The organism is Kitasatospora sp. NPDC058406 (assembly GCF_042722765.1).
Lineage (GTDB): Bacteria > Actinomycetota > Actinomycetes > Streptomycetales > Streptomycetaceae > Kitasatospora.
In genome coordinates, this window is the sequence record NZ_JBHXKE010000061.1 from 12,987 (window position 1) to 39,928 (window position 26,942).

Sequence of the window (26,942 nt, forward strand, 5' to 3'; positions counted from 1 at the left end):
CGTCCTTTCCCTCGCTACCGGACTCAGGCCTGCTCGGAGAGCAGCTTGCCGTCAGCGGTCTGGTAGCCCTGCTTGAAGGCACCGATCGCGGTGGCCAGCGCGTCGACGGTGCCGTCGGCCAGCAGGCCGGTCTCGACGATGCCGGCGAGCAGGTCCTTGTGCTGCAGACGCACGTGGTCCAGGAACTCGCGCTCGAAGCGGCGGATCTCGGCGACCGGGACGTCGTCCAGCTGACCGGTGGTGCCGGCCCAGATGGAGACGACCTGCTCCTCGACCGGGAACGGCTGGTACTGGCCCTGCTTCAGCAGCTCGACCATGCGCGCACCGCGCTCCAGCTGGGCCTTGGAGGCCGCGTCCAGGTCGGAACCGAAGCCGGCGAAGGCCTCCAGCTCACGGTACTGGGCGAGGTCCAGGCGCAGACGGCCGGCGACCGAGCGCATGGCCTTGATCTGGGCGGAGCCACCGACGCGGGAGACCGAGATACCGACGTTCACGGCCGGGCGGATGCCGGCGTTGAACAGGTCGGACTCCAGGAAGCACTGGCCGTCGGTGATGGAGATGACGTTGGTCGGGATGTACGCCGACACGTCGTTGGCCTTGGTCTCGATGATCGGAAGACCGGTCATCGAGCCGCCGCCGAGCTCGTCGTTCAGCTTCGCGCAGCGCTCCAGCAGGCGGGAGTGCAGGTAGAAGACGTCGCCCGGGTACGCCTCGCGGCCCGGCGGGCGGCGCAGCAGCAGGGAAACGGAACGGTAGGCCTCGGCCTGCTTCGACAGGTCGTCGAAGATGATCAGGACGTGCTTGCCGTCGTACATCCACTCCTGGCCGATGGCGGAGCCGGTGTACGGAGCGAGGTACTTGAAGCCGGCCGGGTCGGAGGCGGGAGCGGCCACGATGGTGGTGTACTCCAGCGCGCCGGCCTCCTCCAGGGCGCCACGGACGGACGCGATGGTGGAGCCCTTCTGGCCCACGGCGACGTAGATGCAGCGGACCTGCTTCTCCGGGTCGCCCGAGCGCCAGTTGTCGCGCTGGTTGATGATCGTGTCGACGGCCACCGCGGTCTTGCCGGTCTGGCGGTCGCCGATGATCAGCTGACGCTGGCCGCGGCCGATCGGGGTCATCGCGTCGATGGCCTTGATGCCGGTCTGCAGCGGCTGCTTGACCGACTTGCGGGCCATGACGCCGGGGGCCTGCAGCTCCAGGGCACGGCGGCCGGTGGAAGCGATGTCGCCCAGACCGTCGATCGCGTTGCCCAGCGGGTCCACGACGCGGCCGAGGTAGCCGTCGCCGACCGGAACCGAGAGGACCTCGCCGGTGCGGCGCACCGTCTGACCCTCCTCGATGCCGCCGAACTCACCGAGGATGACGACACCGATCTCGCGGGTGTCGAGGTTCAGCGCGAGGCCGAGCGTGCCGTCCTCGAACTTCAGCAGCTCGTTGGCCATGACCGAGGGCAGGCCCTCGACATGGGCGATACCGTCCGCTGCGTCAGTGACCGTGCCGACCTCTTCCACAGAGGCGGCGTCCGGCTGGTACGACTGGACAAAGTCGGCCAGCGCGTCCCGGATCTCCTCCGGACGGATCGTAAGCTCCGCCATCAGGCTTCCCTGCTCTCCTAGTTTGCGATCCTCGGCCCGCCATTGAGGGCCGCAAGTACTCGACTCTCGGCCGGGTCGTATGAACCGGCCGTACGATTTGCCGACTCCGGTGGAGCCGGTTCCCGACCGAGGGTCGGATGTGCTGCTTGGGTGTGTTCAGCCTTCGAGCGACTGGCGAGCGCCCTCAAGGCGGCTCGACACGGTGCCCTCGATGATCTCGTCACCGATCTGCACCCGGACACCGCCGACGACCTCGGGGTCGACGTCGATGTTCAGGTGGACCTGGCGGCCGTACAGCCGGCCGAGAGCACCCGACAGGCGCTCCTTCTGGCTGTCCGACAGCGGCACCGCGGTGGTGACCAGGGCCACCACTCGGCCGCGCCGCGCGGCGGCGAGCTTCGAGTAGGACTCGAGGCCCTGCTCCAGGCTACGGCCACGCGGGTTGTTGACCAGGCTGGTGACCAGCCGGACGGTGCCCGCGTTGGCGCGGCCGCCGAGCAGCTTCCTGATCAGCGCAGCCTTGGCGGCGGCGCCGGCCTTCGGCTCGGTCAGCGCGGAGCGCAGCTCGTTGGAGCCGCTCACCACCCGGCCGAACCGGAACAGCTCGTCCTCGACGTCGTCCAGGGCACCGGCCTTCTCGGCGGCGATGACCTCGGCGTACGAGGACAGCTCCTCGACCGCGTCGACCAGGTCACGCGCGCCCGACCAGCGGGAGCGGACCAGGCCGGAGACCAGGTCGACAGCCTCGCCGGAAACCTGGCCGGACAGCAGCGAGGTGACCAGCTGCGCCTTGTCCTGACCCGACCGGGACGGGTCGGTCAGCACGCGGCGGAACGACACCTCACGGTCGAGGAGGGCCGTGACGGCGGTGAGCTCCTCGGCGAGCTTGGCCGCGTCCACCGAGGTGGAATCGGTCAGGCTCTCCAGGTTCTGCCGCCCGGCGACGAGGGCCTCGCGGCTGGCGCCGATCACTTGGCCGCGCCCTGAGCAACGGCGGCCTTGGACTCCAGCTCGTCCAGGAAGCGGTCGATGACACCGCTCTGCCGGGCGGAGTCCTCAAGGGACTCGCCCACGATGCGGGACGCCAGCTGGGAGGCCAGCGAGCCCACGTCCTGGCGCAGGGCGGCGGACGCCTGCTTCTTGTCGGCCTCGATCTGGGCGTGGCCGGCGGCGACGATGGCCTCGCGCTGACGCTGGCCCTCCTCGCGCATCTCGGTGAGCTGGGCTGCGCCCTGCTCGCGAGCCTGCTCGACGATGCGGGCAGCCTCGTGACGCGCGTCGGCGAGCTCGGCGCGGTACTGCTCAAGCAGGGCCTGGGCCTCGGCCTGGGCGGCCTCGGCGCGCTCCATGCCGCCCTCGATGGCGTCCCGGCGCTCCGACAGCACCTTCTCGATGCTGGGGAGGAGCTTCTTGCCGAGCAGACCGAAGACGATGAAGAAGCAGATCAGGCCGATGATGATCTCGGGCCACGCGGGGAGGAGAGGATTCATCTTCTCCTCGGCCGCGAGCTGCGCCGCGATGCTCATATCTGGACCTTCCTCGAAAGGGTCTTCGGCGGGATTACTTGTTGCCGAAGACGAACGGCATGACGATGCCGATCAGAGCGAGGGCCTCGGTGAGCGCGAAGCCGATGAACATGTTGGCGCGGATGAGACCGGCCGCCTCGGGCTGGCGGGCCATGGCCTGGACACCGTTACCGAAGATCAGACCGACGCCGATGCCGGGGCCGATGGCGGCGAGGCCGTAGCCGATCGAGGCGACGGAACCGTAGACAGTGCCCTCAGCGAGGAAGCTCATTGCAGTTGTCCTTTGCAGGGGTGGTGAACCGGTGGTGATTGGCCACCGGGCATTCCGGGAGGTGTGGTTCGGGGGTGGGGCCGGGGGCCCCAGGCTCAGTGCGCCTCTTCGAGGGCACCGGCGATGTAGCTGCTGGCCAGCATCACGAAGATGTAGGCCTGCAGGAACTGGACCAGCAGCTCGAAGGCGGTCAGCGCGATGGTCACGACGAAGGAGGCCGTGCCGTACAGCGCGCCCAGGGTCGGGCTGAGCAGGTACCAGGAGGCGATGGAGAACATCACGATCAGCAGGTGGCCGGCGAACATGTTCGCGAAGGCTCGGACCGCGAGCGTGAAGGGGCGCACGAAGATGTTCGAGAAGAACTCGATCGGCACCAGGATGAACATGACCCAGCCGGGGATGCCCGACGGCCAGCAGAGGTTCTTGAAGCCGCCGACGAAGCCGTGCTTCTTGAAGGTCAGCGTCATGTAGGTGAGCCACACGACGGCTGCGAGGCCGGCCGGGAAGGCGATCGCCGCGGTCACCGGGAACTGGGCGAACGGGATGATCGACATGATGTTCATCAACCAGATGAAGAAGAACATCGAGACGAGCATCGGGACGTACTTCTCGCCCTTCTTGCCGATCGTCTCCAGAACGATGGAGCGCTTGACGAAGTCGTAGCCGATCTCACCGACCAGCTGCAGCTTGCCGGGGACGAGCCGCGGCTTCGCGAAGGCGGCCCAGAAGAACAGAACGACCAGTACCGCAACGATCATCGACAGCAGCATCGGCTTGTTGAACTCGAAGCTGCCGATCGTGAAAATCGGCTCGAACTGGAACTCGTTCAGACCCGGGGCCGGGAAGCCGCAGCCAGCGTCCCCGAAGTGGCAACTGCCTGAGGCGAGGGACGTGAGTTCAGCACTCACCACGGACTCCTTCGTCGTGACGCATGGTTACGGCAACCTCGGTGTGTCGGCGTGGCCTGCGACCACGGAGCGGCACTGGAACTTGATGGGTTTCTCGCCGACCCCGCCCGGCAGTGCGCTGCACCGCCGCGGGATCATCGAAGACTGCGCGGATCCGGGGGGCGATCGGTCCGCCGTGCGGACAGACCTGGCCTCTTCCCGTACTCCGTTGTTGCGACGGACGATAGCAGCCCGTCAGCGCGGCATAAACACCGCCCCCCTCGTTGGGGGGACAGAGGGGCGCCGTCACTGTTGACGCCCCTTGTCGGACGGCTTGTTGCCCTTGTTTTCAGAGGCGTTGGGGTCGACGTAGAACATCTTCGCCTTCAGTGCGCCGCGCACCTGGAAACCCGTCCAGATGAGTGCGCAGCCGAGCAGCGTGAAGGCGAAGGCCTGCCGGTTGAAGAGCTCGGTGTCCTTGAACACGGCCAGCAAGATGCCGACCAGCAGGATCTGCGTCGTGTACACGAGCAGCGCCGCGGCCATCATGATGTGCGGGTTCGACCTGGTCAGCCGGTCGAGCGCGACCTGACCCGAGGTGAAGAAGGCCATCACCAGCAGCGTTCCGAAGAGGGCGCCGAGCAAGCCCTTGCCACCCGCGACTGCAAAGGAGATCGCCATGGCGAGGACTCCGGCGACCGCAGTGGGGATCGCGGCGCCTCGGAGGATCCGGGCGTCGTTGGACGGCATGTCGGCAACTCCGGCGGCATGTCGATGGCGGGGGGACGGGCACAGAACGTGATGGTGACACCGGACCGGAACCGCCGCGGACCGGCCGCTCTGCGGCGAGTCCGTCGAGGGAGACCGGCCAGGGACGGAAGTCATCCACCTGTGAGGTCTTTCGGCGTGTTCTCGGTACTCGTGAACGGTATCACAAACTATTTGATGAGAGCTTTACCATGAATGTGTGGTACCTGTCACACTGATGGCCCAACAGTGCCGCCGAACGGGTGAGGCGGCTTGACAGGACGTCACTTCGCCCTACCGGCCGCGCCCGTGGCCGTGACCACGGCTTCCGGTCGCGGAGGAGCCCTTCGGCAGCCCCCCGAGCAGTCGCTTGTCCTCGGCGGACAGCTCGGCCATCGGTTCGGTGGCGGACTCCGAGGCGGACTCGGCGGTCAGGGCCGTGCCCTCCTCCTCGCGCACCGCCGCCGGGGCGGGCTTCCGGCCCGCCGGACGGCGGCGGTAGCGCGGCGGGACGAAGGCCTGCACCGCGCGCGGGGCCCGCGGCCGGAACCGCGGGGTCAGCAGCACCACCAGGCCGACCAGGCAGAGCCCGGCCAGCATCAGCACCAGGGTGCGGCCGGTGTTGGTGACCGAGAAGGCGACGGTCCCGAAGGCGATCAGCGCGGCCCAGAAGTACATGATCAGCACGGCGCGGCTGTGCGAGTGGCCGACCTGGAGCAGTCGGTGGTGCAGGTGCCGCTTGTCCGCGGCGAACGGCGACTGGCCGGCCCAGGTGCGGCGGACCACGGCGAGCAGCAGATCCGCCAGCGGCAGCGCGATGACCGTCAGCGGCAGCAGCAGCGGGATGTAGATCGGCACCAGGGCGTGCACGGTGAGGGTCTGCGAACCCGTCTCGCTGGTGATCAGGTCGGGGTCGACCCGGCCGGTGATCGAGATCGCCGCGACGGCCAGCATCAGGCCCAGCATCATCGAACCGGAGTCGCCCATGAAGATCCGGGCCGGGTGCATGTTGTGCGCCAGGAAGCCCAGGCACATGCCGATCAGCAGCACGCTGAAGAGCACGGCGGGGGCGGCGTCACTGATCGTGTAGCCGTACCAGAGCCGGTAGGAGTACAGGAAGAAGGCCATCGCGGCGATGCAGACCATGCCGCCGGCCAGGCCGTCCAGGCCGTCGATGAAGTTCACCGCGTTGACCATGACGACGACCAGGGTGACCGAGATGACCATGCCCTGGGTGGGGCTGACCGCGACCGGGCCGGAGCCGGGCACCGGCAGGGTGATCACCGTGACGCCCTGCCACACCATCACGCCGGCGGCGATCATCTGGCCGCCCAGCTTCACCAGCGCGTCCACGCCCCACTTGTCGTCCAGCACGCCGAGCAGCCACATGATCCCGGCGCCGGAGAGCAGCGCGCGGATGTCGGTGCCCTGCGAGAACACCTTGCTCAGGTTGTCCAGCTGGGAGGCGACCAGGATGCCGGCGCAGAGGCCGCCGAACATCGCGATGCCGCCGAGCCGCGGGGTGGGTTCGCGGTGCACGTCGCGGGCGCGGACCGGGGGCATCGCCCCCGCCGCGATGGCGAACTTCCGCACCGGGCCGGTCAGCAGGTAGGTGACGGCCGCGGTGCAGAACAGCACCAGCAGATACTCACGCACCACTGGCCTCCTGCTGCACTGTCCGACGGGTGGGTACCGAAGGTACGCCCGTGCCTGTCCGGGGTTCGAGGTGCGTCGCCACGGCACACACCTTATTGAGTCGGACGCCGGGTGCGTGCATCGCGGTTCGCCCTACCGGGTAGGAGATCGGTTCATCCGGTCAGCGACGGCCCGCGAACGCCCCCGCCAGCTCCCGGACCCGCTCCCCCACCCGGACGTCCGTGCCCCCGGCGAGCAGCCGTCCGATCAGCCCGGCGATCTCCGTCAGCTCGCTCTCGCCCATGCCCTGGGAGGTCACCGTGCCGGTGCCCAGGCGGATGCCGGAGGCCTCGGACGGCGGCGCCGGGTCGTATGGCAGCGCGCACTTGCCGAGCAGCAGCCCGGCGACGGCGCAGCGCCGCTCCGCCTCGGCGCCGCTCACCCCGAGCGGGCCGACGTCGACCGTCACCAGGTGGGTGTCGGTCCCGCCGGTCAGTGGACGCGCCCCCGCCGCTTCGAGCCCCGCCGCCAGCACCCGCGCCCCCGCGACGGTGCGGTGCGCGTACGCGCGGTAGGCGGGCGTGGCGGCCTCGGCCAGGGCGACGGCCTTGCCGGCCACCTCGTTCATCGCGGCGCCGCCCTGGGTGAACGGGAAGACCGCCCGGTCGATCCGGTCGGCCAGCTCGGCGGTGGAGAGCAGCAGGCCCCCGCGCGGCCCCCGGAGCAGCTTGTGGGTGGCGGCCACGGTGACGTCCGCGTACGGCACCGGGGAGGGCGCCAGGCCCGCCGCGATCAGGCCGGTGGTCTGCGCGACGGTGGCGACCAGGTAGGCGTCCACCTCGTCGGCGATCTCCCGGAAGGCGGCCCAGTCCGGGTGCCGGGGGTGCGAGATGGAGCCGGCCACGATGGCCTTGGGGCGGTGCAGGCGGGCCAGTTCGCGGACCTGGTCGAGGTCGACCAGCCCGTCCTCGCGGCGCACCCCGTAGCCGACGAACTCGAACCACCGGCCGGAGAAGTTGGCCCGCGAGCCGCAGCTCAGGTGGCCGCCGTGCTCCAGCGACATCGCCAGCACCGCGTCCCCCGGCCGCAGCAGCGCCGCGTAGGCGGCCAGGATCGCCGAGGTGGCCGAACGCGGCTGGACGTTGGCGTGCGGCGCCGTGAACAGCGCGCGGGCCCGGTCGACGGCCAGCAGTTCGGCGGCGTCGGCCAGCGCGCAGCCGGTGTGGTGGCGCCGGCCCGGGTAGCCCTCGGCGTACTTGTCGATCAGCGGGCCGGCGAGCGCGGCCAGCACGGCCGGGCTGGTGAGGTTCTCCCCGGCCAGCAGCTGGATCGTCTCGGCCCGCCGCTCGGCCTCGGCGGCGAGCAGGTCGGCGATCTGGGGGTCGGCCCGGTGGAGGACCTCGTCGGGCGCCCCGGACGCCCACCGGCGCCCCGTCGTCTCGGTGGAACCGGTCGCGGCATCGGTGACGGTCATGGCGGGGCTCCCGGGCGCATGGGGCCACCTCCCGGTCGGAGGCCGGGAGAGGGTGAGGGTTCCTCCAGCGTAGGACCGGCCCCCGGGAGCGGCGCGGCGGCGCGGGCCGGGATGCACCCGCCCGGACGGTCACGGCCTACGGGGCCGCCCTGCTCAGTAGCGCGCGGGAACCCCGGTGAGCGCGGTGACCACCGGGTCGACCGCGTGGAATATCTCCTCGCCGCAGTTGCGGAACATGCCGATCGGCGCGCCGTACGGGTCGTGCACCTCGTCCGACTCGGGGGTGGCGGCGAGCAACCAGCCGCGCAGCGAGGCGGCGGCCCGGACCAGCGCGCGGGCGCGCTCGGTCACGTCGGCGCCGCGTCGCGGGTCCGGGAGGGTGCCGGGGTCGATCGTCCGGACCAGGCGGGTGAACTCCTTCATGGTGAAGGTGCGCAGGCCGGCCTCGTGCCCCATCGAGATGACCTGGGCCCGGTGGTCCAGGGTCGCGGTGAGCACCAGGTCGGCCTCGACCACGTGTTCGTCCAGCAGCTCACGGCCGGTGAAGCCGCCGCTGTCGGCGCCGTACTCGTCCAGCACCGTGGCGGCGTGGTCCTCCATCGGTGCGCCCTCGTGGCCCCAGGTGCCGGCCGACTCCACCAGGATGCGGCCGGCCACCCGCGGGTTCAGCCGGGTGTCCAGCTCACGCCTGGTGAGCCGCTCGGCGATCGGCGAGCGGCAGATGTTGCCGGTGCACACGTACAGGATCCGGAAGTGGTCCAGCGGCCTGGGGCCCACGGCCAGGTACGGCGATATGCCGGGCCCGGCATGGAGGGAGGCGGCCGTCAACTGCCGGCCTCCAGGTCGGGGACGACCTCCCTCAGCTGCTCGGCGGTGATCGCGCCGGCCCGCAGCAGCACCGGGACCTTGCCCGTGACATCGACGATCGACGAGGCCTTCGCGTGGTCGGCCGTGCCGCCGTCCAGGTAGACCGAGATGGCGTCGCCGAGCTGCTGCTCGGCCTCGCCACAGGTGGACGGCGACGGCCCGCCGGTCCGGTTGGCGCTGGAGACCGCCAGCGGGCCGGTGGTGTTCAGCAGCTCGATGGCGACCGGGTGCAGCGGCATCCGGACGGCGACCGTGCCCCGGGTCTCGCCGAGGTCCCAGCGCAGCGAGGGCTGGTGCTTGGCGACCAGGGTGAGCCCGCCCGGCCAGAACGCGTCGACCAGCTCCCAGGCCTGCTCGGAGAAGTCGGTGACCAGCCCGTGCAGGGTGGTCGGCGAGCCGACCAGGACGGGTGAGGGCATGTTGCGGCCGCGGCCCTTGGCGGCGAGCAGGGCGGCGACGGCCTCCGGCGAGAAGGCGTCCGCACCGACCCCGTAGAGGGTGTCGGTGGGCAGCACGACGAGTTCGCCCCGGCGGATGGCAGAGGCGGCCTCGCGCAGGCCCGTCGCGCGGTCCCCTGCGTCGGCACAGTCGTAGCGGCGGCTCATCGGTGCGGTCCCCTTCCGAGACAACTCATCACGTGGACGGACGCGGTCACAGCGACGCCTTGCGCGCCGTGGTGAATCGCGGCCGGTTGTTCAGATCGCGGTGGTCGGCGGTGTCGGTCCAGCCGGCTTCCTCGTTGAAGATCCACGGGACCTGGCCGCCCTGGGTGTCGGCGTGCTCGATCACCACGGCGCCGCCCGGGCGCAGGAGCCTGGCGGCGACCCGCTGGATGCCCCGGATGGTGTCCAGGCCGTCCTCGCCGGAGAAGAGCGACATCTGCGGATCGTGGTCGCGGGCCTCCGGCGCGACGTACTCCCACTCGGTGAGCGGGATGTACGGCGGGTTGGAGATGACCAGGTCGAAGCGGCCGTCCCAGCCGTGGTCGCCCTCGAAGGCGCGGGTGGCGTCACCCTCGTGCAGGGTGATCCGGGCGCGGTCGGGCGAGGCCCCGATGTTGCGCCGGGTGTAGGGCAGCGCGCCCTCGTCGAGCTCGAAGGCGTGCACGGTGGAGCGCGGCAGCTCCTGCGCCAGGGCGAGCGCGATGGCGCCGGATCCGGAGCAGAGGTCGACCACCAGCGGCTCGGCCACGTCCATGTCGCGGACCGCGTCTATGGCCCACTCGACCACGGACTCGGTCTCCGGCCGGGGTACGAAGACACCGGGGCCGACCGCCAGCTCCAGGTAGCGGAAGAACGCCCGCCCGGTGATGTGCTGGAGCGGCTCGCGCGCCTCCCGCCGGGAGACGGCCTCCCAGTAGCGGGCGTCGAAGTCCGCGTCCTTGACCGTGTGCAGTTGGCTGCGCTTGACGCTGTGGACGTGTGCGGCGAGCTCCTCCGCGTCGAAGCGCGGCGACGGCACGCCGGCCGCGGCCAACCGCTGGGTGGCCTGGGCCACCTCGGCGAGTAGCAGGTTCATCCGTACGACCTCTTGCTTCCGCTCTCCGGCCTCGACGTCGGTCTCGCTGCCGCAGGTGTCAGTTCTGTTGGGCCGCGGCCAGCTTGGCCGCCGCGTCCGTGTCGACGCAGGACTGGATCACCGCGTTCAGGTCGCCGTCCAGGACCTGGTCCAGGTTGTACGACTTGAAGCCCGTGCGGTGGTCCGAGATGCGGTTCTCCGGGTAGTTGTACGTCCGGATCCGCTCGGAACGGTCCACCGTGCGGACCTGGCTGCGACGGGCGTCCGAAGCCTCCCGCTCGGCCTCCTCCTGCGCGGCGGCCAGCAGCCGCGAACGCAGGATGCGCATCGCCTGCTCCTTGTTCTGGAGCTGGCTCTTCTCGTTCTGGCAGGAGGCCACGATACCGGTCGGCAGGTGGGTGATCCGGACCGCGGAGTCGGTGGTGTTGACCGACTGCCCGCCGGGGCCGGACGAACGGTAGACGTCGATCCGCAGGTCGTTGGCCACGATCTCGACCTCGACCTCCTCCGCCTCGGGGGTGACCAGCACGCCGGCCGCCGAGGTGTGGATGCGGCCCTGCGACTCCGTGGCCGGCACGCGCTGCACGCGGTGCACGCCGCCCTCGTACTTCAGCCGGGCCCAGACGCCCTGACCGGGCTCGGTGCTGCCCTTGGTCTTGACGGCGACGGAGACGTCCTTGTAGCCGCCGAGGTCGGACTCGTTGGAGTCGATGATCTCGGCCTTCCAGCCGATCCGCTCGGCGAAGCGCAGGTACATCCGGAGCAGGTCACCGGCGAAGAGCGCCGACTCCTCGCCGCCCTCACCCGCCTTGATCTCCAGGATGACGTCCTTGTCGTCGTTCGGGTCGCGCGGGACCAGCAGCAGCCGCAGTTCCTCGGTCAGTTGCTCCCGGCGGGCCTCGGAGTCCTTCACCTCGGCCAGGAACTCCGGCTCCTCGGCCGCGAGTTCACGGGCGGCCTGGATGTCCTCACCGGCCTGCTTCCACTCCCGGAAGACCCGGGTGATCGGGGTCAGCTCGGCGTACCGCTTGGCCAGCTTGCGCGCGTTGGCCTGGTCGGCGTGGACGGACGGGTCGGCCAGCCTCGTCTCGAGGGCGGCGTGCTCGACGAGGAGCTCTTCGACTGCCTCGAACATGGGGTGGCCTTCTTCCCGGGGTGTGGGTGGGTGGGATCGCTGAGGCTGCGGGGGGACGCGAACGGCGCCGGTCCCCAGCGCCCCCGGAACGAGTACGGGGGCGCCGGGAACCGGCGCCGAGGGAGCGCTAGGCCTTCGCGCTGTGCTGCTTGCCGAAGCGGGCCTCGAAGCGGGCCACGCGGCCACCGGTGTCGAGGATCTTCTGCTTGCCGGTGTAGAACGGGTGGCACTGCGAGCAGACCTCGGCGCGGATCTCGCCACTGGTCTCGGTCGAGCGGGTGGTGAACTCGGCGCCGCAGGTGCAGGTCACACGGGTGACCACGTACTCGGGGTGAACGTTGGGCTTCAAGGGGTTCTCCTAGGTTCGGGAGGGCACCGGGTCGGCGGCTGGGACGCCGCACGTGAACCGGGACCGACGGACCAGTCTGCCAGGACGGGTCGCTTCTTCCCAAACCGGGGCGCGTTCCGGGATATTCCGGGCCCCCGGCCGGGCGCGTTCACCGCCGTGCGGGAGCCGTCGGGACGGTCCCGGTGGCGGCCCCGGTGGCGGTCCCGGTCGCGGTCCCCGCGGGGGCACCGGCGGGAGCCGTCGCAGGGGCGGTGGCCGTGGCACCGGGCGCCTTGGCGCGGCCGGTGGGGCCGGTGGGGCCGGTGGGGCCCTTGACGGGGGCCTTGGGGGCGCCGGTGGGGGTGGCCGTGGGCGTGGCCTGCGCCGGGTTCTGCGGCTGCGCCACGACGACCGCCGACGGCAGCGGCCGGTCGCCCTTCAGGGCAGCCCAGACCTGGTCGGCCTGCGGCTGCTGCTGGACCACCCGGTCCGGGTCGCTCGGCGCGGTCACCACGGGCAGGGTGACCATGGTGAGCCGGTCCGGCCCGATGCCCTTGAGCTCCTCGGCGAGCCCGACGAGGGAGTTGACCGAGGCGAGCGCGGAGTCGGTGGTGATGCTGCGGGTCAGGGTGTCGCCGGTCGACCAGAGCTTGGCCGGGTTGGTCAGCAGCCCCGCCCCGCCGGCCTGGTCGAGCAGTGAGCGCACCATCTGCTTCTGCAGCTCGATCCGGCCGAGGTCGCTGCCGTCCCCGACGCCGTGCCGGGTGCGGACGAAGGCCAGCGCCTGCTCGCCGTCGAGGCGGTGCTCACCGGGCGGGAGGTCCAGCCCGCTGTCCTTGTCGCGGATGGCCACCGTGGTGGTCACGGTGACCCCGCCGATCGCGTCCACGACCCGGGCGAAGCCCTCGAAGTCCACCTCGACGTAGTGGTCCATCCGCAGCCCGCTGATCTGCTCCGCGGTCTTCACCGCGCACGCCGCGCCCCCGGTCTCGTACGCGCTGTTGAACATCGCGCGTTTCGCCGCCGGGGCGGTCCGCCCCCCGGCGTCGGTGCACTCGGGGCGCGGGACGAGGGTGTCGCGGGGTATCGAGACCACGTCGGCGCGCGAGTGGTCCTGGTTGACGTGCACGACCATCGCGGTGTCCGAGCGCGCCGTGCCGTCGGCGTCGCCGCCGGCCAGGCCGGCGTTGCCGCCGGCGCGCGAGTCCGAGCCCAGCACCAGCAGGTTGAACGACCCGTCGGTGGCCGTGGGCGGCCGGGAGGTGCCCAGCCGGGCGTCGATGTCGACGCTCCTGATGTTGGCGTTCAGCCGGTGGTACGCGTAGCCGGCCGCTCCGGCCCCGAGGACGACGAGCGCGGCGAACGCACACGCGGCCACGCGCAGGAGCCTGCGGCGGCGGTTCGGAACCCTCTTGTGCTCGGCCATACGATCCAGAATAAATCGGACAAGATGCCGTAAAGACCTCAAGATGTCCCGACTCTGGAACAAACCACCGAAATGGATCTTCCCGACAAACCTCCGGAGACCCCGCAGCCCCCGGAACACGACGAACCCCGGCCCGCTCGCGCGGGCCGGGGTTCCGTGTCGAGAAACCGTCTCGCGACGGTCAGTCGCCGGACCCGGGGGTCGTCTTGGCGATCTGCATCAGGAACTCGGCGTTGGACTTGGTCTGCTTCATCTTGTCCAGCAGCAGCTCGATCGCCTGCTGCGAGTCGAGCGCGTGCAGCACCCGGCGCAGCTTCCAGACGATCGCCAACTCCTCGCTGCCGAGCAGGATCTCCTCCTTGCGGGTGCTGGAGGCGTCCACGTCGACGGCCGGGAAGATGCGCTTGTCCGAGAGCTTCCGGTCGAGCTTGAGCTCCATGTTGCCGGTGCCCTTGAACTCCTCGAAGATCACCTCGTCCATCCGCGAGCCGGTCTCGACCAGCGCGGTGGCCAGGATGGTCAGCGAGCCGCCGTTCTCGATGTTGCGCGCGGCGCCGAAGAACTTCTTCGGCGGGTACAGCGCGGTCGAGTCGACACCACCGGACAGGATGCGGCCGGAGGCCGGCGCCGCCAGGTTGTAGGCACGGCCGAGACGGGTGATCGAGTCCAGCAGGATCACCACGTCGTGGCCGAGCTCCACCAGGCGCTTGGCGCGCTCGATGGCCAGCTCCGCCACCGTGGTGTGGTCCTCCGCCGGGCGGTCGAAGGTCGAGGAGATGACCTCGCCCTTCACCGACCGCTGCATGTCGGTGACCTCTTCCGGACGCTCGTCGACCAGGACGACCATCAGGTGGCACTCGGGGTTGTTGTGGGTGATCGCGTTGGCGACCGCCTGCAGCACCATCGTCTTACCGGTCTTCGGCGGCGCGACGATCAGACCGCGCTGGCCCTTGCCGATCGGCGACACGAGGTCGATGATCCGGGTGGTCAGCACGCCCGGGTCGGTCTCCAGACGGAGCCGGTCCTGCGGGTACAGCGGGGTGAGCTTGTTGAACTCGGGGCGGCCGCGGCCGCTCTCCGGGTCCATCCCGTTGACGGAGTCCAGCCGCACCATGGCGTTGAACTTCTCGCGGCGCTCGCCGTCGCGCGGCTGACGCACCGCACCGGTGATGGCGTCGCCCTTGCGCAGGCCGTTCTTGCGGACCTGGGCGAGCGAGACGTAGACGTCGTTCTGGCCCGGCAGGTAGCCGGAGGTCCGCACGAACGCGTAGTTGTCGAGGATGTCCAGGATGCCCGCGACCGGGATCAGGACGTCGTCCTCGCCGACCTGCGGCTCGGCCGGGCCGGCCTCGAAGCCCTCGCGGCGGCTGCTGCCACGGCCACGGCGGTCGCGGTAGCGGCCGCGCCGGCCACGGCGCCCGTCGCCGAACTCGTCGTCGTCGAAGCCGCCCTGCGGCTGCGCCTGCTGCACCTGCTGCGGCTGGGCCTGCTGGCCGCCGCTCGGGCGGCTCTGCTGGCTGTCGCCCTGGGTGCTCTGGGCACCCTGCTGCTGGGGGCGCTCGGTACGGTCCCGGCGGTTGCGGCGGTCGCGGCGCGACTCGCGCCCGTCGCCGTCCTGGCCGGCCTGGGCCTCGCCGGCCTCCTGGCGGCCCTCGCGCTCGCCGGCCTCGCGGCCACCGCGGCGGTCACGACGGTCGCGGCGGGTCTCGCTGCGACCCTCCTCGCGGTTCTCGAAGGCGCGGGCGCCCTCGGGGCGGGCCTCGGCCTGCTTGGCCTCGGTCGCCACGGCGGCGGGCGCCTCGGCGGCCTCGGCCACCGGGGCGCCGGCGGCCGAGGTGGCCCGGCGGCGGGTCCGCTCGGTCCGGGCGGGCGCGGCGGTCTCGGCGGCGGCCTGGACCGGGATCTCGATCTGGGCCTGCGCCTCGGCGGCGGCGGCGGGGGCCTCGGCCGCAGCAGCGGCGGCGGCCTTGGTGCGGCGGGCGGGCTTCTCGGCCGGCTCGGCGGCCTCGGCCTTGGCGGCGCGCTTGGCGGCCGGAGCGGCCGCGGCGGCGGTCCCGGCGCCGGCGAGCAGCGGGTCTCCGCCGCTCTTCTCCTTGATGGTCTCGATCAGCTGGCTCTTGCGCATGCGTCCGGTACCGGTGATGCCAAGGTCCGCGGCGAGCTTCTGCAGCTCGGCCAGGACCATGCCGTCCAGGCCCGCGGCAGCGGTACGACGGCGTCGCGCCGGAGCCGCGGGGGCGGCGGCTGCGTCCGACGCCTCGGCGTCCGGGCGCGCGCCCATCAGATCGGTGGTGTCGCTCACTAAGGGTCCTTCCCTGGAGCGGACGTCGGCCTGTCTGGCTCGGCGACCGGTTGTGCTGTCCTGACCAACGCTCGTCTGCGTCGGTCCGAGGCGGTGATCCCCCGGATGGCGGTGTGCCGGTCGGGGGAGAGCTGCGAGGTGCGGTGCATGAAGCACGGTGGTGCTGAGTGGCGTGGTGGAACGGTCGAACGTCGACCCGCCCCCAGCCTTCGGCCGGGTGGTACCCCCACCCCAGCTTTCGGCGGGGAGATATCCCCACGCTGCCTGCGAATCCCGGGCCCCCGTCGCGTGACGGTGGCCCGTGCTCCGCCCGTCCTGTGCCTCAAGGTGGGAGGCCGCGGGTGGGAGTCAGGTGCCGTCACGGCTTCGGGATGCGGCCGCAAGTCGCGCAGGCAGGCTGCGTACGCGCTGCGGTGGGCTCCCGGAGAATCGTCGCCCCGTATATCGCCGGGACTCCGCTGGTGCGGAGTGCTGGGATCGGGACGCGGCGCACCTAGCCCCGGAGGGCACCTGGTGCAGCAATGAGGTTAACACTACCGACCCCCTCAGACATTCCCCAGCCTTGCGCTTGCCAATCGTGTCCGGACGGCCCGGCTCCGGCGCACCGGTCCGGGCCCGCTCCGAACGGGTGCTCAGACGTCGAGCGGGAGCACCGTGGCCCCGGTCCGGTCGAGCTCCAGCCGGTGCGCGGCGAACACCGGGCCGCCGGAACCGTGGCCCTCGGCGAAGGACAGGACCTTCTGCACGCCCGCCTCGTCGGTGAGCGCGAGCACGGTCGGACCCGCGCCGGAGATCACCGCGGCGACGCCCTCCGCGCGGAGCGCGCCCACCAGGGCGGCGCTGTCCGGCATCGCGGAGGCCCGGTAGTCCTGGTGCAGCCGGTCCTCGGTGGCGGCGAGCAGCAGCTCGGGCCGCCGGGTCAGGGCCTCGACCAGCAGCGCGGCGCGACCCGCGTTGACGGCGGCGTCGGCCAGCGGGACGGTCTTCGGCAGCAGGCCGCGGGCGGTCTCGGTGAGCACCTCGGTGGCCGGTACGAAGACCACCGGGACGACCTGGTCGGAGGGCTCCAGGGCGACCGCCCGGGCGGTGTCCTCCTCGGTCCAGGCCACCGTGAAGTTGCCGCGCAGGCAGGCCGCGACGTTGTCCGGGTGGCCCTCCAGCTCGGAGGCGAGGGCGAGCAGGGCGTCGTCGTCCAGCGCGGACGGGCCGCCGATGGTGACGGCGCGGGCCGCCACGATGCCGGCGCAGATCGCGGCGGACGACGAGCCCAGGCCGCGGCCGTGCGGTATGCGGTTGGCGCAGACGACTTCGAGGCCGCGCGGCTGGCCGCCGAGACGGTCGAAGGCGGCGCGCATCGAGCGGACCACGAGGTGGCGCTCGTCGCGGGCCAGGCTGTCGGCACCCTCACCGGCGATGTCGACGGAGAGCCCGGAGTCGGAGACCCGGACGACCACGTCGTCGTACAGACCCAGCGCGAGTCCGAAGGCGTCGAAGCCGGGGCCGAGGTTGGCACTGGTCGCGGGGACCCGGACCCGGACGGCGGCGGCACGGAACGCAGGACCGGCCATGCGGTGGACTCTCCTGGGGAAATCGGGCGGCGCGAAGCGCGTCGGTGCGAGGGTGGGAGGGGGCCGCGGGCCCCGGCCGGGGCGGTCGGTCACAGTCGATGGTGCGGCTCCCGCGGTGGGGCCGGACCCGGGGCATGTGCCACACGGCCGGACCCAGAGTATCGAAGAGAGGTTCCACAGCGGTACACCCCGTGGGCCTTCCGTCTGGTGTGTTGCCGGTTCTGGCCGGAATCCATGCCGGAATCGGATCGGAATGCGCCGTGGAATTGACACAAAAGTGTCAGTCGAGAACGACGCAGGGCCGACCCCCGAAAGGGTCGGCCCGGCGTTCGGTCGCGGGTCAGTCGAGCAGGCCGAGGCGCTGCGCGGCGGTCTCCGGGTCGATCGGGACGATCTGCGGCTGCGGCGCGCCGGCCACCGCCCAGTCCGGGTCCTTGAGGCCGTTGCCGGTCACCGTGCAGACGATCCGCTGGCCCGGGTCGACCAGGCCGGCCTCCGCCTTGGCCAGCAGACCGGCCACCGAGGCGGCCGACGCGGGCTCCACGAAGACGCCCTCCTGCGAGGCCAGGAGCCGGTAGGCGGACAGGATCTGACGGTCGGTCACCTTGTCGATCAGGCCGCCCGACTCGTCCCGCGCGGCGAGCGCGTAGTCCCAGGAGGCCGGGTTGCCGATCCGGATCGCGGTGGCGATGGTCTGCGGCTTGAGCACCGGGGCGCCGTCCACGATCGGGGCGGAGCCGGCGGCCTGGAAGCCCCACATCCGCGGGGTGCGGGCGGCCAGGCCGTCCGCCGCGTACTCGCGGTAGCCCTTCCAGTACGCGGTGATGTTGCCCGCGTTGCCGACCGGCAGGACGTGGATGTCCGGCGCGTCGCCGAGCATGTCGACGATCTCGAAGGCCGCGGTCTTCTGGCCCTCGATGCGAACCGGGTTCACCGAGTTGACCAGCGCCACCGGATACTTCTCGGACAGTTCACGCGCAAGGGTGAGGCAGTCGTCGAAGTTCCCGTCCACCTGAAGGATCTTGGCGCCGTGGACCAGCGCCTGGCCCATCTTGCCGAGGGCGATCTTGCCCTGCGGGACCAGCACCGCCGACACCATCCCGGCCCGCACCGCGTAGGCGGCGGCGGAGGCCGAGGTGTTGCCGGTGGAGGCGCAGATGACGGCCTGGGCGCCGTCCTCCTTCGCCTTGGAGATGGCCATCGTCATGCCGCGGTCCTTGAAGGACCCGGTCGGGTTGGCGCCCTCGACCTTGAGGTAGACCTCGCAGCCGGTGCGCTCGGAGAGCACCTGGGCGGGAACCAGCGGGGTGCCGCCCTCCAGCAGCGTGACCACCGGGGTGGCCTCGCTGACCGGCAGGCGGTCCCGGTACTCCTCGATCAGGCCGCGCCACTGGTGGGTGTGGGTGCCTCTGGCCGCGTTCTCGGCAACGCCGCTCATCATCTGTTCCTACTCCCCTTCGACCCGCATGATGCTGGCCACGTCGCGCACGCTGTCCAGTGCGCGGAGCTTGTCCACCGTCGCCGACAGGGCGGCGTCGGTGGCCCGGTGGGTGACCACGACGAGCGAGGCGTCGCCGTCGCGGCCCTGCTGGCGCACGGTGTCGATGGAGACCCCGTGCTCGGCGAAGACCGACGCGACCTGGGCGAGCACGCCCGCGCGGTCGTCGACGTCCAGGCTGACGTGGTAGCGGGTGACCACCTCGTCCATCGGCTTGGCCGGCAGCTGCGTGTACACCGAGTTGCCGGGGCCGGTGGCACCGGCGAGCTTGTTGCGACAGACCGCGACCAGGTCGCCGAGGACCGCCGAGGCGGTCGGCGCGCCGCCCGCGCCCGGGCCGTAGAACATCAGCCGTCCGGCCGCCTCGGCCTCGACGAACACCGCGTTGTACGCCTCGCGGACGGACGCCAGCGGGTGCGACAGCGGGATCATCGCCGGGTGGACGCGCGCGGTGACCGACTCGCCGTCGGCCGCCCGCTCGCAGATCGCCAGCAGCTTGACCACGCAGCCCATCTTCTTGGCGGAGGCGATGTCGGCGGCGGTCACCTCGGTCAGGCCCTCGCGGTAGACGTCCGCCGCGGTCACCTTGGTGTGGAAGGCGATGCCGGCCAGGATCGCGGCCTTGGCGGCGGCGTCGAAGCCCTCCACGTCGGCCGTCGGGTCGGCCTCGGCGTAGCCGAGCGCGGTGGCCTCCTCCAGCGCCTCCGAGTAGCCGGCGCCGGTGCTGTCCATCTTGTCGAGGATGAAGTTGGTGGTGCCGTTGACGATGCCCAGCACCCGGTTCACCCGGTCACCGGCCAGCGACTCGCGCAGCGGGCGGATCAGCGGGATCGCACCGGCCACCGCGGCCTCGTAGTAGAGGTCCACGCCGGCCTCGGCCGCCGCCGCGTGCAGTTCGGTGCCGTCCTTGGCGAGCAGCGCCTTGTTGGCGCTGACCACCGAGGCGCCCTGCCGGAACGCCGACAGGATGAGGTGTTTGGACGGCTCGATGCCGCCCACCACCTCGATCACCACGTCGATGTCGCCCCGGTTGACCAGGGCCTCGGCGTCGGTGGTGATCAGGTGGTCGGGCACGCCCGGCCGGGGACGGCCCGCCCGGCGGACCGCGACACCGACGAGCTCGACCGGCGCGCCGATGCGCGCGGCGAGGTCGGCGGCGTCTGTCGTCATGATGCGCGCCACCTCGGAGCCCACCACACCACAGCCCAGCAACGCCACCTTCAGCGGCCGCGTACGCATCATCCGACTCCGCTCTGCATTCATCGTGCTTCGGTTCGTCCGGCGGGATTTCATGCCCCCGCCGGACCTTCGGTCCGTACCAGTCTCCGGGACTTTCCGTACGGATCTACGGTCGTTCCATGATCTGAGACAAGGATTTCGTCATCCGATATCGAGACGCAGGAGATCCTCTTCCGTCTCGCGCCGGACGATCACCCGGGCCGCACCGTCCTTGACGGCCAGCACGGGAGGCTTCAGGGCGTGGTTGTAGTTGCTCGCCATCGAACGGCAGTAGGCGCCGGTGGCGGGCACCGCGATCAGGTCGCCCGGGGCCAGGTCGGCCGGCAGGAAGGCGTCCCGGACGACGATGTCGCCGGACTCGCAGTGCTTGCCGACCACCCGGACCAGCATCGGCTCCGCGTCGCTGGTGCGCGACACCAGGGCCACCGAGTACTCGGCGTCGTAGAGCGCGGTCCGGATGTTGTCGGACATTCCGCCGTCCACGCTGACGTAGGTCCGCAGGCCCTCCAGCGGCTTGACCGTCCCCACCTCGTACAGCGTGAAGGCGGTCGGGCCGACGATCGCCCGGCCCGGCTCGACCGACAGCCGCGGCACCCGCAGGCCCGAGGCGTCGCACTCGCGGCGGACGATGCCGGCCAGCGCGGCCGCGATCTCGGCCGGCTCGCGCGGATCGTCGTCGCTGGTGTAGGCGATGCCGAGGCCGCCGCCGAGGTCGATCTCGGGCAGCTCGACACCGTGCTCGTCGCGGATCTCCGCCAGCAGGCCCACCACCCGGCGGGCGGCCACCTCGAAGCCCGCGGTGTCGAAGATCTGCGAGCCGATGTGCGAGTGGATGCCGCGCAGCTCCAGGCTCCCGCCGTGGGCGAGGACCCGGCGGACCGCCTCGGCGGCCGCGCCGCCGGTCAGCGAGAGGCCGAACTTCTGGTCCTCGTGCGCGGTGGCGATGAACTCGTGGGTGTGCGCCTCGACGCCGACCGTGACCCGGATCAGCACCTGCTGGCGCACGCCCTGGCGGGCGGCGATCGCGGCGAGGCGCTCGATCTCCTCGTAGGAGTCGACCACGACGTGGCCGACGCCCGCCTTCACGGCCTGCTCCAGCTCGTGGACGGACTTGTTGTTGCCGTGCAGCGCGATCCGCTCGGCGGGCATCCCGGCGCCCAGCGCCACCGCCAGCTCGCCCGGGCTGCAGACGTCGAGGTTCAGCCCCTCCTCGTGCAGCCAGCGCACGACCGCCTTGGAGAGGAACGCCTTGCCGGCGTAGTACACGTCCGCGTCGTCGCCGAAGGCGTCCCGCCAGGCGCGCGCCCGGGAGCGGAAGTCGGCCTCGTCCAGGACGTAGGCCGGGGTGCCGAACTCGGCCGCGATCCGGTTGACGTCGAGGCCGGCGACGGTGACGACGCCGTCGGCACCGCGGGCGACCGTCTCCGACCAGACCTTGGGGTCGAGCGCGTTCAGGTCGGCCGGCGGGGCCTGGTAGTGGCCCTCGGGGAGCACGTCACCGTGCCGGGGGCCTGCGGGGTGTGCGGAGCGACTCATGTCCCTTGTGTCCTTGACCTATGGCGAGGGGCGGCGACGGTCCCCGTTGACCGTCCGCCGCCCCCGCTGTGCGCTTGGGGGTGGTGCTACATCCGCTCGGGCGCCGTCACGCCCAGGAGCGTGAGGCCGTTGGCCATGACCGTGCGGGTGGCCTCGACCAGCCAGAGCCGGGCTCGGTGCGTGTCGTTGAGCTCCTCGTCGCCCTTGGGCAGGAACATGCAGTTCTCGTACAGGCGGTGGTACTTGCCCGCGAGGACCTCCAGGTACCGCGCGACCCGGTGCGGCTCGCGCAGCTCGCCCGCCGTGGCCAGGACCTTCGGGAACTCGCCGAGGACGCCGAGGATGTCGTTCTCCCACTGGGTGGCGAGCAGCTCGGGTTTGAAGTCGGCGGCCGCGCCCTTGTCGACGCCGAGCTCGACGGCCTTGCGCGCGACACCGCACATCCGCGTGTGGGCGTACTGGACGTAGTAGACCGGGTTCTCGTTGGTCTGGCTGGTCAGCACGTTGATGTCGAGCGTGATGGTGGAGTCGGTGGGGGTACGGCCGAGGGTGTAGCGGGCCGCGTCCACGCCGATCCAGTCGACGACGTCGTCGATCGTGATGATGTTGCCGGCCCGCTTGGACATGCGGACCTCCTCGCCGTCGCGAATCATCTTCACGAACTGGCCGATCTTGACCTCGATGTTGCGGTCCATGTCGTCGCCCGCGCAGGCCGCGATGGCCTTGAGGCGGTTGACGTAGCCGTGGTGGTCCGCACCCAGCATGTAGACCGAGACCTCGGAGCCGCGGTCCCGCTTGGAGAGGTAGTACGCGGCGTCGGCGGCGAAGTAGGTGGTCTCGCCGTCGGCCTTGACCAGGACGCGGTCCTTGTCGTCACCGAAGTCGGTGGTGCGCAGCCAGATCGCGCCGTCCTGGTCGAAGACGTGGCCCTGCTCGCGCAGCCGCTCGATGGCCTTCTCTACGGCGCCGGAGTCGTGCAGCGACTTCTCCGAGAACCAGACGTCGAAGTGGGTCCCGAACTCCTCCATCGAGCGCTGGATCTCGGCCACCATGAGCTTGAGGCCCTCGACGCGGAAGGCCTGGAGCTGCTCGGCGTCGGGCAGGTCGAGCACGCCCGGGACGCCGTCCACGATCGCCTTGGCGATGTCCGCGACGTACTCGCCGACGTAGCCGTCCTCCGGCACCGGCAGCCCGTTGGCGGCGGCCTTCAGCGAGCCGGCGAACTTGGAGATCTGCACGCCGGCGTCGTTGAGGTAGTACTCGGTGGTGACGTCGGCGCCGGTGGCGCGCAGCACCCGGGCCAGCGAGTCGCCGACGGCGGCCCAGCGGACGCCGCCGATGTGGATCGGGCCGGTCGGGTTGGCGGAGACGAACTCCAGGTTGATCTTCAGGCCCTTGTGGGCGTCGTTGTGCCCGTACGTGGCGCCGGCCTCGACGATGGTGCGGGCCAGCTCGCCCTGGGTGGCGGCGTCGAAGGTGATGTTCAGGAAGCCCGGCCCGGCGATGTCGACCTTGGCGACCCCGGGCAGCTCTCGCAGGCGGGCGGCCACCAGGTCGGCCACGGCTCGCGGCGGCCGGCCGGCCGACTTCGCGAGCTGGAGGGCCACGTTGGTCGCGTAGTCGCCGTGGTCCCTGTTCTTGGGCCGCTCGACCGTCACGTGCTCGGGCACGGCGACGGCCAGCTCGCCCGCCTCGACGGCGGCGCTCACTGCGGCCTGGACTGCCTGGGAAAGCTCTGCGGGGGTCACGACGCCAAGCGTAGGCGAGGTGGGAGGGGCGTCCGCCACTCGGTTTGCCGGTCGAGACGCCCGGGCGCCGTGCTCAGCCCCGATCGATACCGTCTGTTCGCTGAGGGCGAAATCCAGCCGCCTCCCCGGCGCCGTCGCCCAGCTCCCTCAACCGCCGCACCAGCGCGACCAGGTCCGCCGGATCGAAGGGCTTGCCCAGGTAGCCGTCCACCCCGACCGACTCCCCCAGGTCCAGGTCCGCCGGCGTGCAGGCGCTCACGATCGCGATCGGCAGCCGCCGCGTGCCCGGCGCCGCCCGCAGCCTGGCCGCCGTCCGCAGGCCGTCCAGCCGCGGCATCACCACGTCCAGCGTCACCACGTCGGGCTTCACCCGGCGGACCACCTCCAGGCACTCGGCACCGTCGGCGGCGGTCACCACCTCGAAGCCCTCAAGCTCCAGGTTGACCCTGATCAGCTGACGGATCACCTCGCTGTCGTCCACCACGAGGACCCGCCCGGACACTCCCGACACCTCACCGAGGGTATCGGCGGGCCCGCCGCCCCGTCCGGCCTTTCCGCACTTCCGCTCCCCCCTGGCCGCCCCCTGTCCGCCCCCTCCCGCCCCGCCGACCCCACCGGTCCCCCGACCCGTCACCCCGCCTCCCGCCCGACCCCCCGTCCGACCTCCTGCGAAACCCGTGCACGGAGCACGGCCGGAGCCTGGTAATGTTCTCCACGTCGGAGCGAAGGCGACGACAACAAGCAGGCCCCCGTAGCTCAGGGGATAGAGCACCGCCCTCCGGAGGCGGGTGCGCAGGTTCGAATCCTGCCGGGGGCACTTCGCAAGAAGTGCTGAACAGGCCCAGGCCAGCGGTAAGTTACCGCGGGACTGGGCCTGATTCGTTTTCAGGACGCGCGGTGGGGCGGGGGCTTCATGGGCAGGCGCCGCTACGTGGCCAGGGGCGTGCCGGGCGGCTACCGGATCCGGGACAACAAGGTGCAGCGGTGGTGGGGTGACCACTACGAGCTCTGCCCGGACGACCTGCTCGTCGAGCTGAACGGCGCGGCGGACCCGGCCCGGCTCACCGCCCTGCTCAAGCGGTACCGGTCCCTGAAGCGCTAGTCGGGGCCGCTCCGGGCGGGGTGCGGATCCGGGTGGGGTGCGGATCCGGGTGGGCGGTCGGGGCCTGTCAGGGCCGGTCGGGGCCTGTCAGGGCCGGTCGGCGGTGTCGGCCAGGCGGTCCATCAGACGCGCGGCGAGGCGGAGGACCTCGCGTTCGGTCTCGGTGAGGGCCTCCAGGGCGTCCGCCAGCCAGGCGTCCCGGCCCGCCATGTCGTGGGCCAGCGCGGTACGGCCGTCCGCGGTGAGGTGGAGGACGGACTGGCGGCGGTCCCGCTCGTCCGGGACCCGGCGGAGCAGGCCGTCGCGCTCCAGTTCGGCGAACACCCGGGTGAGCGACTGCGGCTGCTGGTGGTCGGCCGCGGCGAGCGCCCCCGGCGACATCGGGCCGTACCGGAGCAGGTGCCCGAGCACGCTCAGCTTGTTCAGGCTGAGGCCCTCCCCCGCACGCTCGGACCGCAGTCGGCGGGCCAGTCGGGTGGTGCCCTGGCGGATCTCCGCCGCCTCGCTGAGCCATGGCTGGTCGATCTCCATATTGCTACGCTAACACTTACCACTTCGCGTGGGAGAACTCCGTCGGTTCCTCGGTCAGCGTCAGCAGGCAAGGGAGAAATCCGTACGTGATGAGTAAGTATTTCTCCGGGTTACGCCGGGCCGTCCGCTTCGACCCGGGGCTGCTGCTGCTCCGCGAGACCGCCGTCACCACGGCCGCCATGCTGGCCGCCTACGGCTCCGCGCTCCTGATCGAGCACCTCGCGCACCTGCGGGTCGACGTGGTCGTCCAGGCCGTGGTGCTGGCGGCCACCGCCGCACGGGTCCAGCTCACCGCCGACCGGTACGACCGGCTGCTGGGGCTCGCCGTCCTGCCGGCCGCCGCCGCGGGCGCCGCCGAGGTCGGGCGGCTGATGACCCTCCACCCGAACCTCGGCGACGTCCTCTTCACCCTCGGGACGGCGCTGCCGATCTGGGTCCGCCGGTTCGGCCCGCGAGCCGGGCGGGCGGGCGGCCTGCTGGTGCTGCCGCTGATCGCCCTGCTGGTCATGCCGCCGGACGCCGGGCCGCTCCCCGGCCACGACCACACCCTGTGGGTCGCGTTGATCGCGCTGGTCTCCGGCGCCTGGGTGGCCACGGCCCAGGCCGTCGCCGTCCGGACCGGGCTGGTGCCCGCCCCCGTCCGGCCGCCCGCACCGGCCCCGGAACCGGCCGACCCGGGCGGCGCGGCACCGGAACCCCGACCGGCGGCCCGGTGGCGGCCACTCGTCCACACCCGGATGGCCCTCCAGATGGCGGGCGCCGTGGGCGGGGCGTTCCTCGCCGGGCGGGCCGTCTGGCCGGACCACTGGGCCTGGGTGGTGCTCACCGCGTTCATCGTGTGCAGCGGCGCGCGCGGCCGGGCTGACGTCCTCTTCAAGGGACTGCTGCGGGCGGTCGGCGCGGCTGCGGGCACGGTCGTCGCCACGGCCGTCGCGGGCTCCTTCGGCCCGCACGAGGACGCCGCCGTCGTGCTCATCTTCGCGGTCCTGGCGCTCGCCACCTGGCTGCGCGAACTCAGCTACGCCTACTGGGCCGGGTGCGTCACGGCCGTGCTCTCGCTGCTGTACGGGTGGTTCGGCCAGGGCTCGGACGACCTGCTGCGCACCCGGCTGGCGGCGATCGGCCTCGGCGCGGCCGTCGGCATCGCGGCGGCCTGGCTGGTCCTCCCGCTCCGGACCCAGGACGTGCTGCGGCGGCGCACCGCCGACGCGCTGGCCGCGCTGACCGACCTGCTGGGTGTCGCCGGTACCGACCGGCCCGCCCTGCTGCGCGGCCGGGCGCGGTTCGCGTACGGCGTCGAGCAACTCGGGCTGATGGCCCGCCCGCTGCGGGCCGAGCGGAGCGCAGGCCGGCTGACACGGCGGCTGACCGGGCGTGGGGGCGGGCGTGGGGGCGGGTCGCCGGCCGACCGGCCCTACCGGGCGGACGTGGTGGACGCCGTCAGCGCCTGCGAGGCCCCGCTGCGCGTGCTGGTGGACGGGGCGGTAGCCGACCCGGCGCTCTGGTCGGATCCCCGGATGGCCCGGCTCAACCGGGCGGTGGCGGCGAACACCGCGGCGGTCCGGCGGTCGATCGGACGCCGTCCCGGACCGGGCTACCAGGCGGTCCGCGCACGGATCCCCCGGCAGGGCGGGGCGGCGCCGACGGGCACTCCCGAGCAGCTGCGGATGCTGGCGGCGCTGCTCACCGTCGACGACGCGCTCGGCACCATGGCCGGCGTGTTCGGCGACCCGCCTCCGGCTCCGCCCGAGGACGGGGGCGGCGCCGAGCCGGGGGCCTCCTGACGCTCCACCCCGCCGGAGGACTCCGACGGGGCGAGGAGGGCGGTTCGGTCAGCGGGGTATGCGGTGGCGGCCCCGGGGGTTCTGTCGCTGGTCGGGGATCGGATTGCTCTCGGGGCTGAAGTGGCCGGCCTGGCGGGCGATCCAGGCGTATTCGGTGGTGCCGTCGGGGTGGTGGCGCAGTTCCCAGCGGCCGTGGCGGGTGATGGGGGGTGCGGGTGGGGT

The 26,942-nt window shown here is 72.0% G+C and carries 24 protein-coding genes and 1 tRNA gene; 3 read left to right on the forward strand and 22 right to left on the reverse strand.

The annotated features are described in order from the left end of the window. Positions 1-23: 23 nt before the first annotated feature. The 21 genes from atpA to ACFWOG_RS14640 form a co-directional block, all read right to left on the reverse strand. Entirely contained in the window at positions 24-1,598 is a 1,575-nt protein-coding gene (gene atpA, locus ACFWOG_RS14540; RefSeq protein ID WP_329883014.1) for a F0F1 ATP synthase subunit alpha, read from the reverse strand. A 156-nt stretch (positions 1,599-1,754) separates the two neighbouring features. Next, entirely contained in the window at positions 1,755-2,570 is an 816-nt protein-coding gene (locus ACFWOG_RS14545) for a F0F1 ATP synthase subunit delta (protein WP_329883015.1), read from the reverse strand. Next, the gene (locus ACFWOG_RS14550) at positions 2,567-3,124 is read right to left on the reverse strand and encodes a F0F1 ATP synthase subunit B (RefSeq protein WP_329883016.1); all 558 of its coding nucleotides are present in this window, start codon (positions 3,122-3,124) and stop codon (positions 2,567-2,569) included. The genes ACFWOG_RS14545 and ACFWOG_RS14550 overlap by 4 nt, the downstream gene beginning before the upstream one ends. Before the next feature lie 34 nt (positions 3,125-3,158). After that, complete coding sequence (gene atpE, locus ACFWOG_RS14555) at positions 3,159-3,395, reverse strand: ATP synthase F0 subunit C (RefSeq protein ID WP_329883017.1); 237 nt, start codon at positions 3,393-3,395, stop codon at positions 3,159-3,161. Positions 3,396-3,490: 95 nt separating this feature from the next. Continuing rightward, positions 3,491-4,303, reverse strand: a complete 813-nt coding sequence (atpB, locus tag ACFWOG_RS14560; RefSeq protein ID WP_329883018.1) for a F0F1 ATP synthase subunit A — start codon at positions 4,301-4,303, stop codon at positions 3,491-3,493. Between the two features lie 285 nt (positions 4,304-4,588). Continuing rightward, a complete protein-coding gene (locus ACFWOG_RS14565) occupies positions 4,589-5,032 on the reverse strand; it encodes a hypothetical protein (RefSeq protein WP_380358309.1) in 444 nt (147 codons plus the stop codon). Between the two features lie 291 nt (positions 5,033-5,323). Beyond that, complete coding sequence (locus tag ACFWOG_RS14570; protein ID WP_329883020.1) at positions 5,324-6,685, reverse strand: MraY family glycosyltransferase; 1,362 nt, start codon at positions 6,683-6,685, stop codon at positions 5,324-5,326. A 160-nt stretch (positions 6,686-6,845) separates the two neighbouring features. After that, positions 6,846-8,138: a serine hydroxymethyltransferase gene (gene glyA, locus ACFWOG_RS14575; protein ID WP_329948547.1), complete on the reverse strand. Its 1,293-nt coding sequence runs from the start codon at positions 8,136-8,138 to the stop codon at positions 6,846-6,848. 153 nt (positions 8,139-8,291) lie between these two features. Next, the gene (locus ACFWOG_RS14580) at positions 8,292-8,933 is read right to left on the reverse strand and encodes a protein-tyrosine-phosphatase (protein ID WP_329883206.1); all 642 of its coding nucleotides are present in this window, start codon (positions 8,931-8,933) and stop codon (positions 8,292-8,294) included. 29 nt (positions 8,934-8,962) lie between these two features. Continuing rightward, positions 8,963-9,610, reverse strand: coding sequence for an L-threonylcarbamoyladenylate synthase (locus tag ACFWOG_RS14585; protein ID WP_380358312.1), 648 nt, complete (start codon positions 9,608-9,610; stop codon positions 8,963-8,965). A gap of 46 nt (positions 9,611-9,656) precedes the next feature. Beyond that, a complete protein-coding gene (prmC, locus tag ACFWOG_RS14590; RefSeq protein ID WP_329883023.1) occupies positions 9,657-10,523 on the reverse strand; it encodes a peptide chain release factor N(5)-glutamine methyltransferase in 867 nt (288 codons plus the stop codon). Between the two features lie 58 nt (positions 10,524-10,581). Continuing rightward, complete coding sequence (prfA, locus tag ACFWOG_RS14595; RefSeq protein ID WP_329948549.1) at positions 10,582-11,658, reverse strand: peptide chain release factor 1; 1,077 nt, start codon at positions 11,656-11,658, stop codon at positions 10,582-10,584. 127 nt (positions 11,659-11,785) lie between these two features. Beyond that, positions 11,786-12,007, reverse strand: a complete 222-nt coding sequence (gene rpmE, locus ACFWOG_RS14600) for a 50S ribosomal protein L31 (protein ID WP_030057539.1) — start codon at positions 12,005-12,007, stop codon at positions 11,786-11,788. Positions 12,008-12,155: 148 nt separating this feature from the next. After that, positions 12,156-13,412: an LCP family protein gene (locus ACFWOG_RS14605; protein WP_380358317.1), complete on the reverse strand. Its 1,257-nt coding sequence runs from the start codon at positions 13,410-13,412 to the stop codon at positions 12,156-12,158. A 181-nt stretch (positions 13,413-13,593) separates the two neighbouring features. Further along, positions 13,594-15,714, reverse strand: a complete 2,121-nt coding sequence (gene rho / locus ACFWOG_RS14610; protein WP_380358320.1) for a transcription termination factor Rho — start codon at positions 15,712-15,714, stop codon at positions 13,594-13,596. Between the two features lie 632 nt (positions 15,715-16,346). Continuing rightward, the gene (gene thrB / locus ACFWOG_RS14615; protein WP_329883027.1) at positions 16,347-17,282 is read right to left on the reverse strand and encodes a homoserine kinase; all 936 of its coding nucleotides are present in this window, start codon (positions 17,280-17,282) and stop codon (positions 16,347-16,349) included. 340 nt (positions 17,283-17,622) lie between these two features. After that, positions 17,623-18,720: a threonine synthase gene (gene thrC, locus ACFWOG_RS14620; RefSeq protein WP_329883207.1), complete on the reverse strand. Its 1,098-nt coding sequence runs from the start codon at positions 18,718-18,720 to the stop codon at positions 17,623-17,625. Positions 18,721-18,729: 9 nt separating this feature from the next. Further along, the gene (locus ACFWOG_RS14625; protein WP_329948552.1) at positions 18,730-20,022 is read right to left on the reverse strand and encodes a homoserine dehydrogenase; all 1,293 of its coding nucleotides are present in this window, start codon (positions 20,020-20,022) and stop codon (positions 18,730-18,732) included. A gap of 138 nt (positions 20,023-20,160) precedes the next feature. Beyond that, positions 20,161-21,555 (reverse strand): diaminopimelate decarboxylase, encoded by a 1,395-nt coding sequence (gene lysA / locus ACFWOG_RS14630; protein ID WP_329883029.1) that lies wholly within the window; start codon positions 21,553-21,555, stop codon positions 20,161-20,163. Positions 21,556-21,641: 86 nt separating this feature from the next. Then, positions 21,642-23,303, reverse strand: a complete 1,662-nt coding sequence (argS, locus tag ACFWOG_RS14635; protein ID WP_329948553.1) for an arginine--tRNA ligase — start codon at positions 23,301-23,303, stop codon at positions 21,642-21,644. A 73-nt stretch (positions 23,304-23,376) separates the two neighbouring features. Then, positions 23,377-23,805 (reverse strand): response regulator, encoded by a 429-nt coding sequence (locus tag ACFWOG_RS14640; RefSeq protein ID WP_380358329.1) that lies wholly within the window; start codon positions 23,803-23,805, stop codon positions 23,377-23,379. Positions 23,806-24,048: 243 nt separating this feature from the next. Between ACFWOG_RS14640 and ACFWOG_RS14645 the strand changes: the two genes are divergently transcribed. After that, positions 24,049-24,120: transfer RNA gene (locus tag ACFWOG_RS14645), tRNA-Arg, on the forward strand. Between the two features lie 96 nt (positions 24,121-24,216). After that, entirely contained in the window at positions 24,217-24,405 is a 189-nt protein-coding gene (locus ACFWOG_RS14650) for a hypothetical protein (RefSeq protein ID WP_329948554.1), read from the forward strand. 87 nt (positions 24,406-24,492) lie between these two features. Here the strand turns inward: ACFWOG_RS14650 and ACFWOG_RS14655 are convergent, their stop codons facing one another. After that, on the reverse strand, positions 24,493-24,936 hold the full coding sequence (locus ACFWOG_RS14655; RefSeq protein WP_329948555.1) for a MarR family transcriptional regulator: 444 nt from the start codon (positions 24,934-24,936) through the stop codon (positions 24,493-24,495). A gap of 89 nt (positions 24,937-25,025) precedes the next feature. On the opposite strand from ACFWOG_RS14655, the gene ACFWOG_RS14660 reads away from it, so the two are divergent. After that, positions 25,026-26,720 carry an FUSC family protein gene (locus tag ACFWOG_RS14660; protein ID WP_380358325.1) on the forward strand — a complete coding sequence of 565 codons (1,695 nt, stop codon included), beginning with the start codon at positions 25,026-25,028 and terminating at the stop codon, positions 26,718-26,720. Positions 26,721-26,942 lie beyond the last annotated feature (222 nt).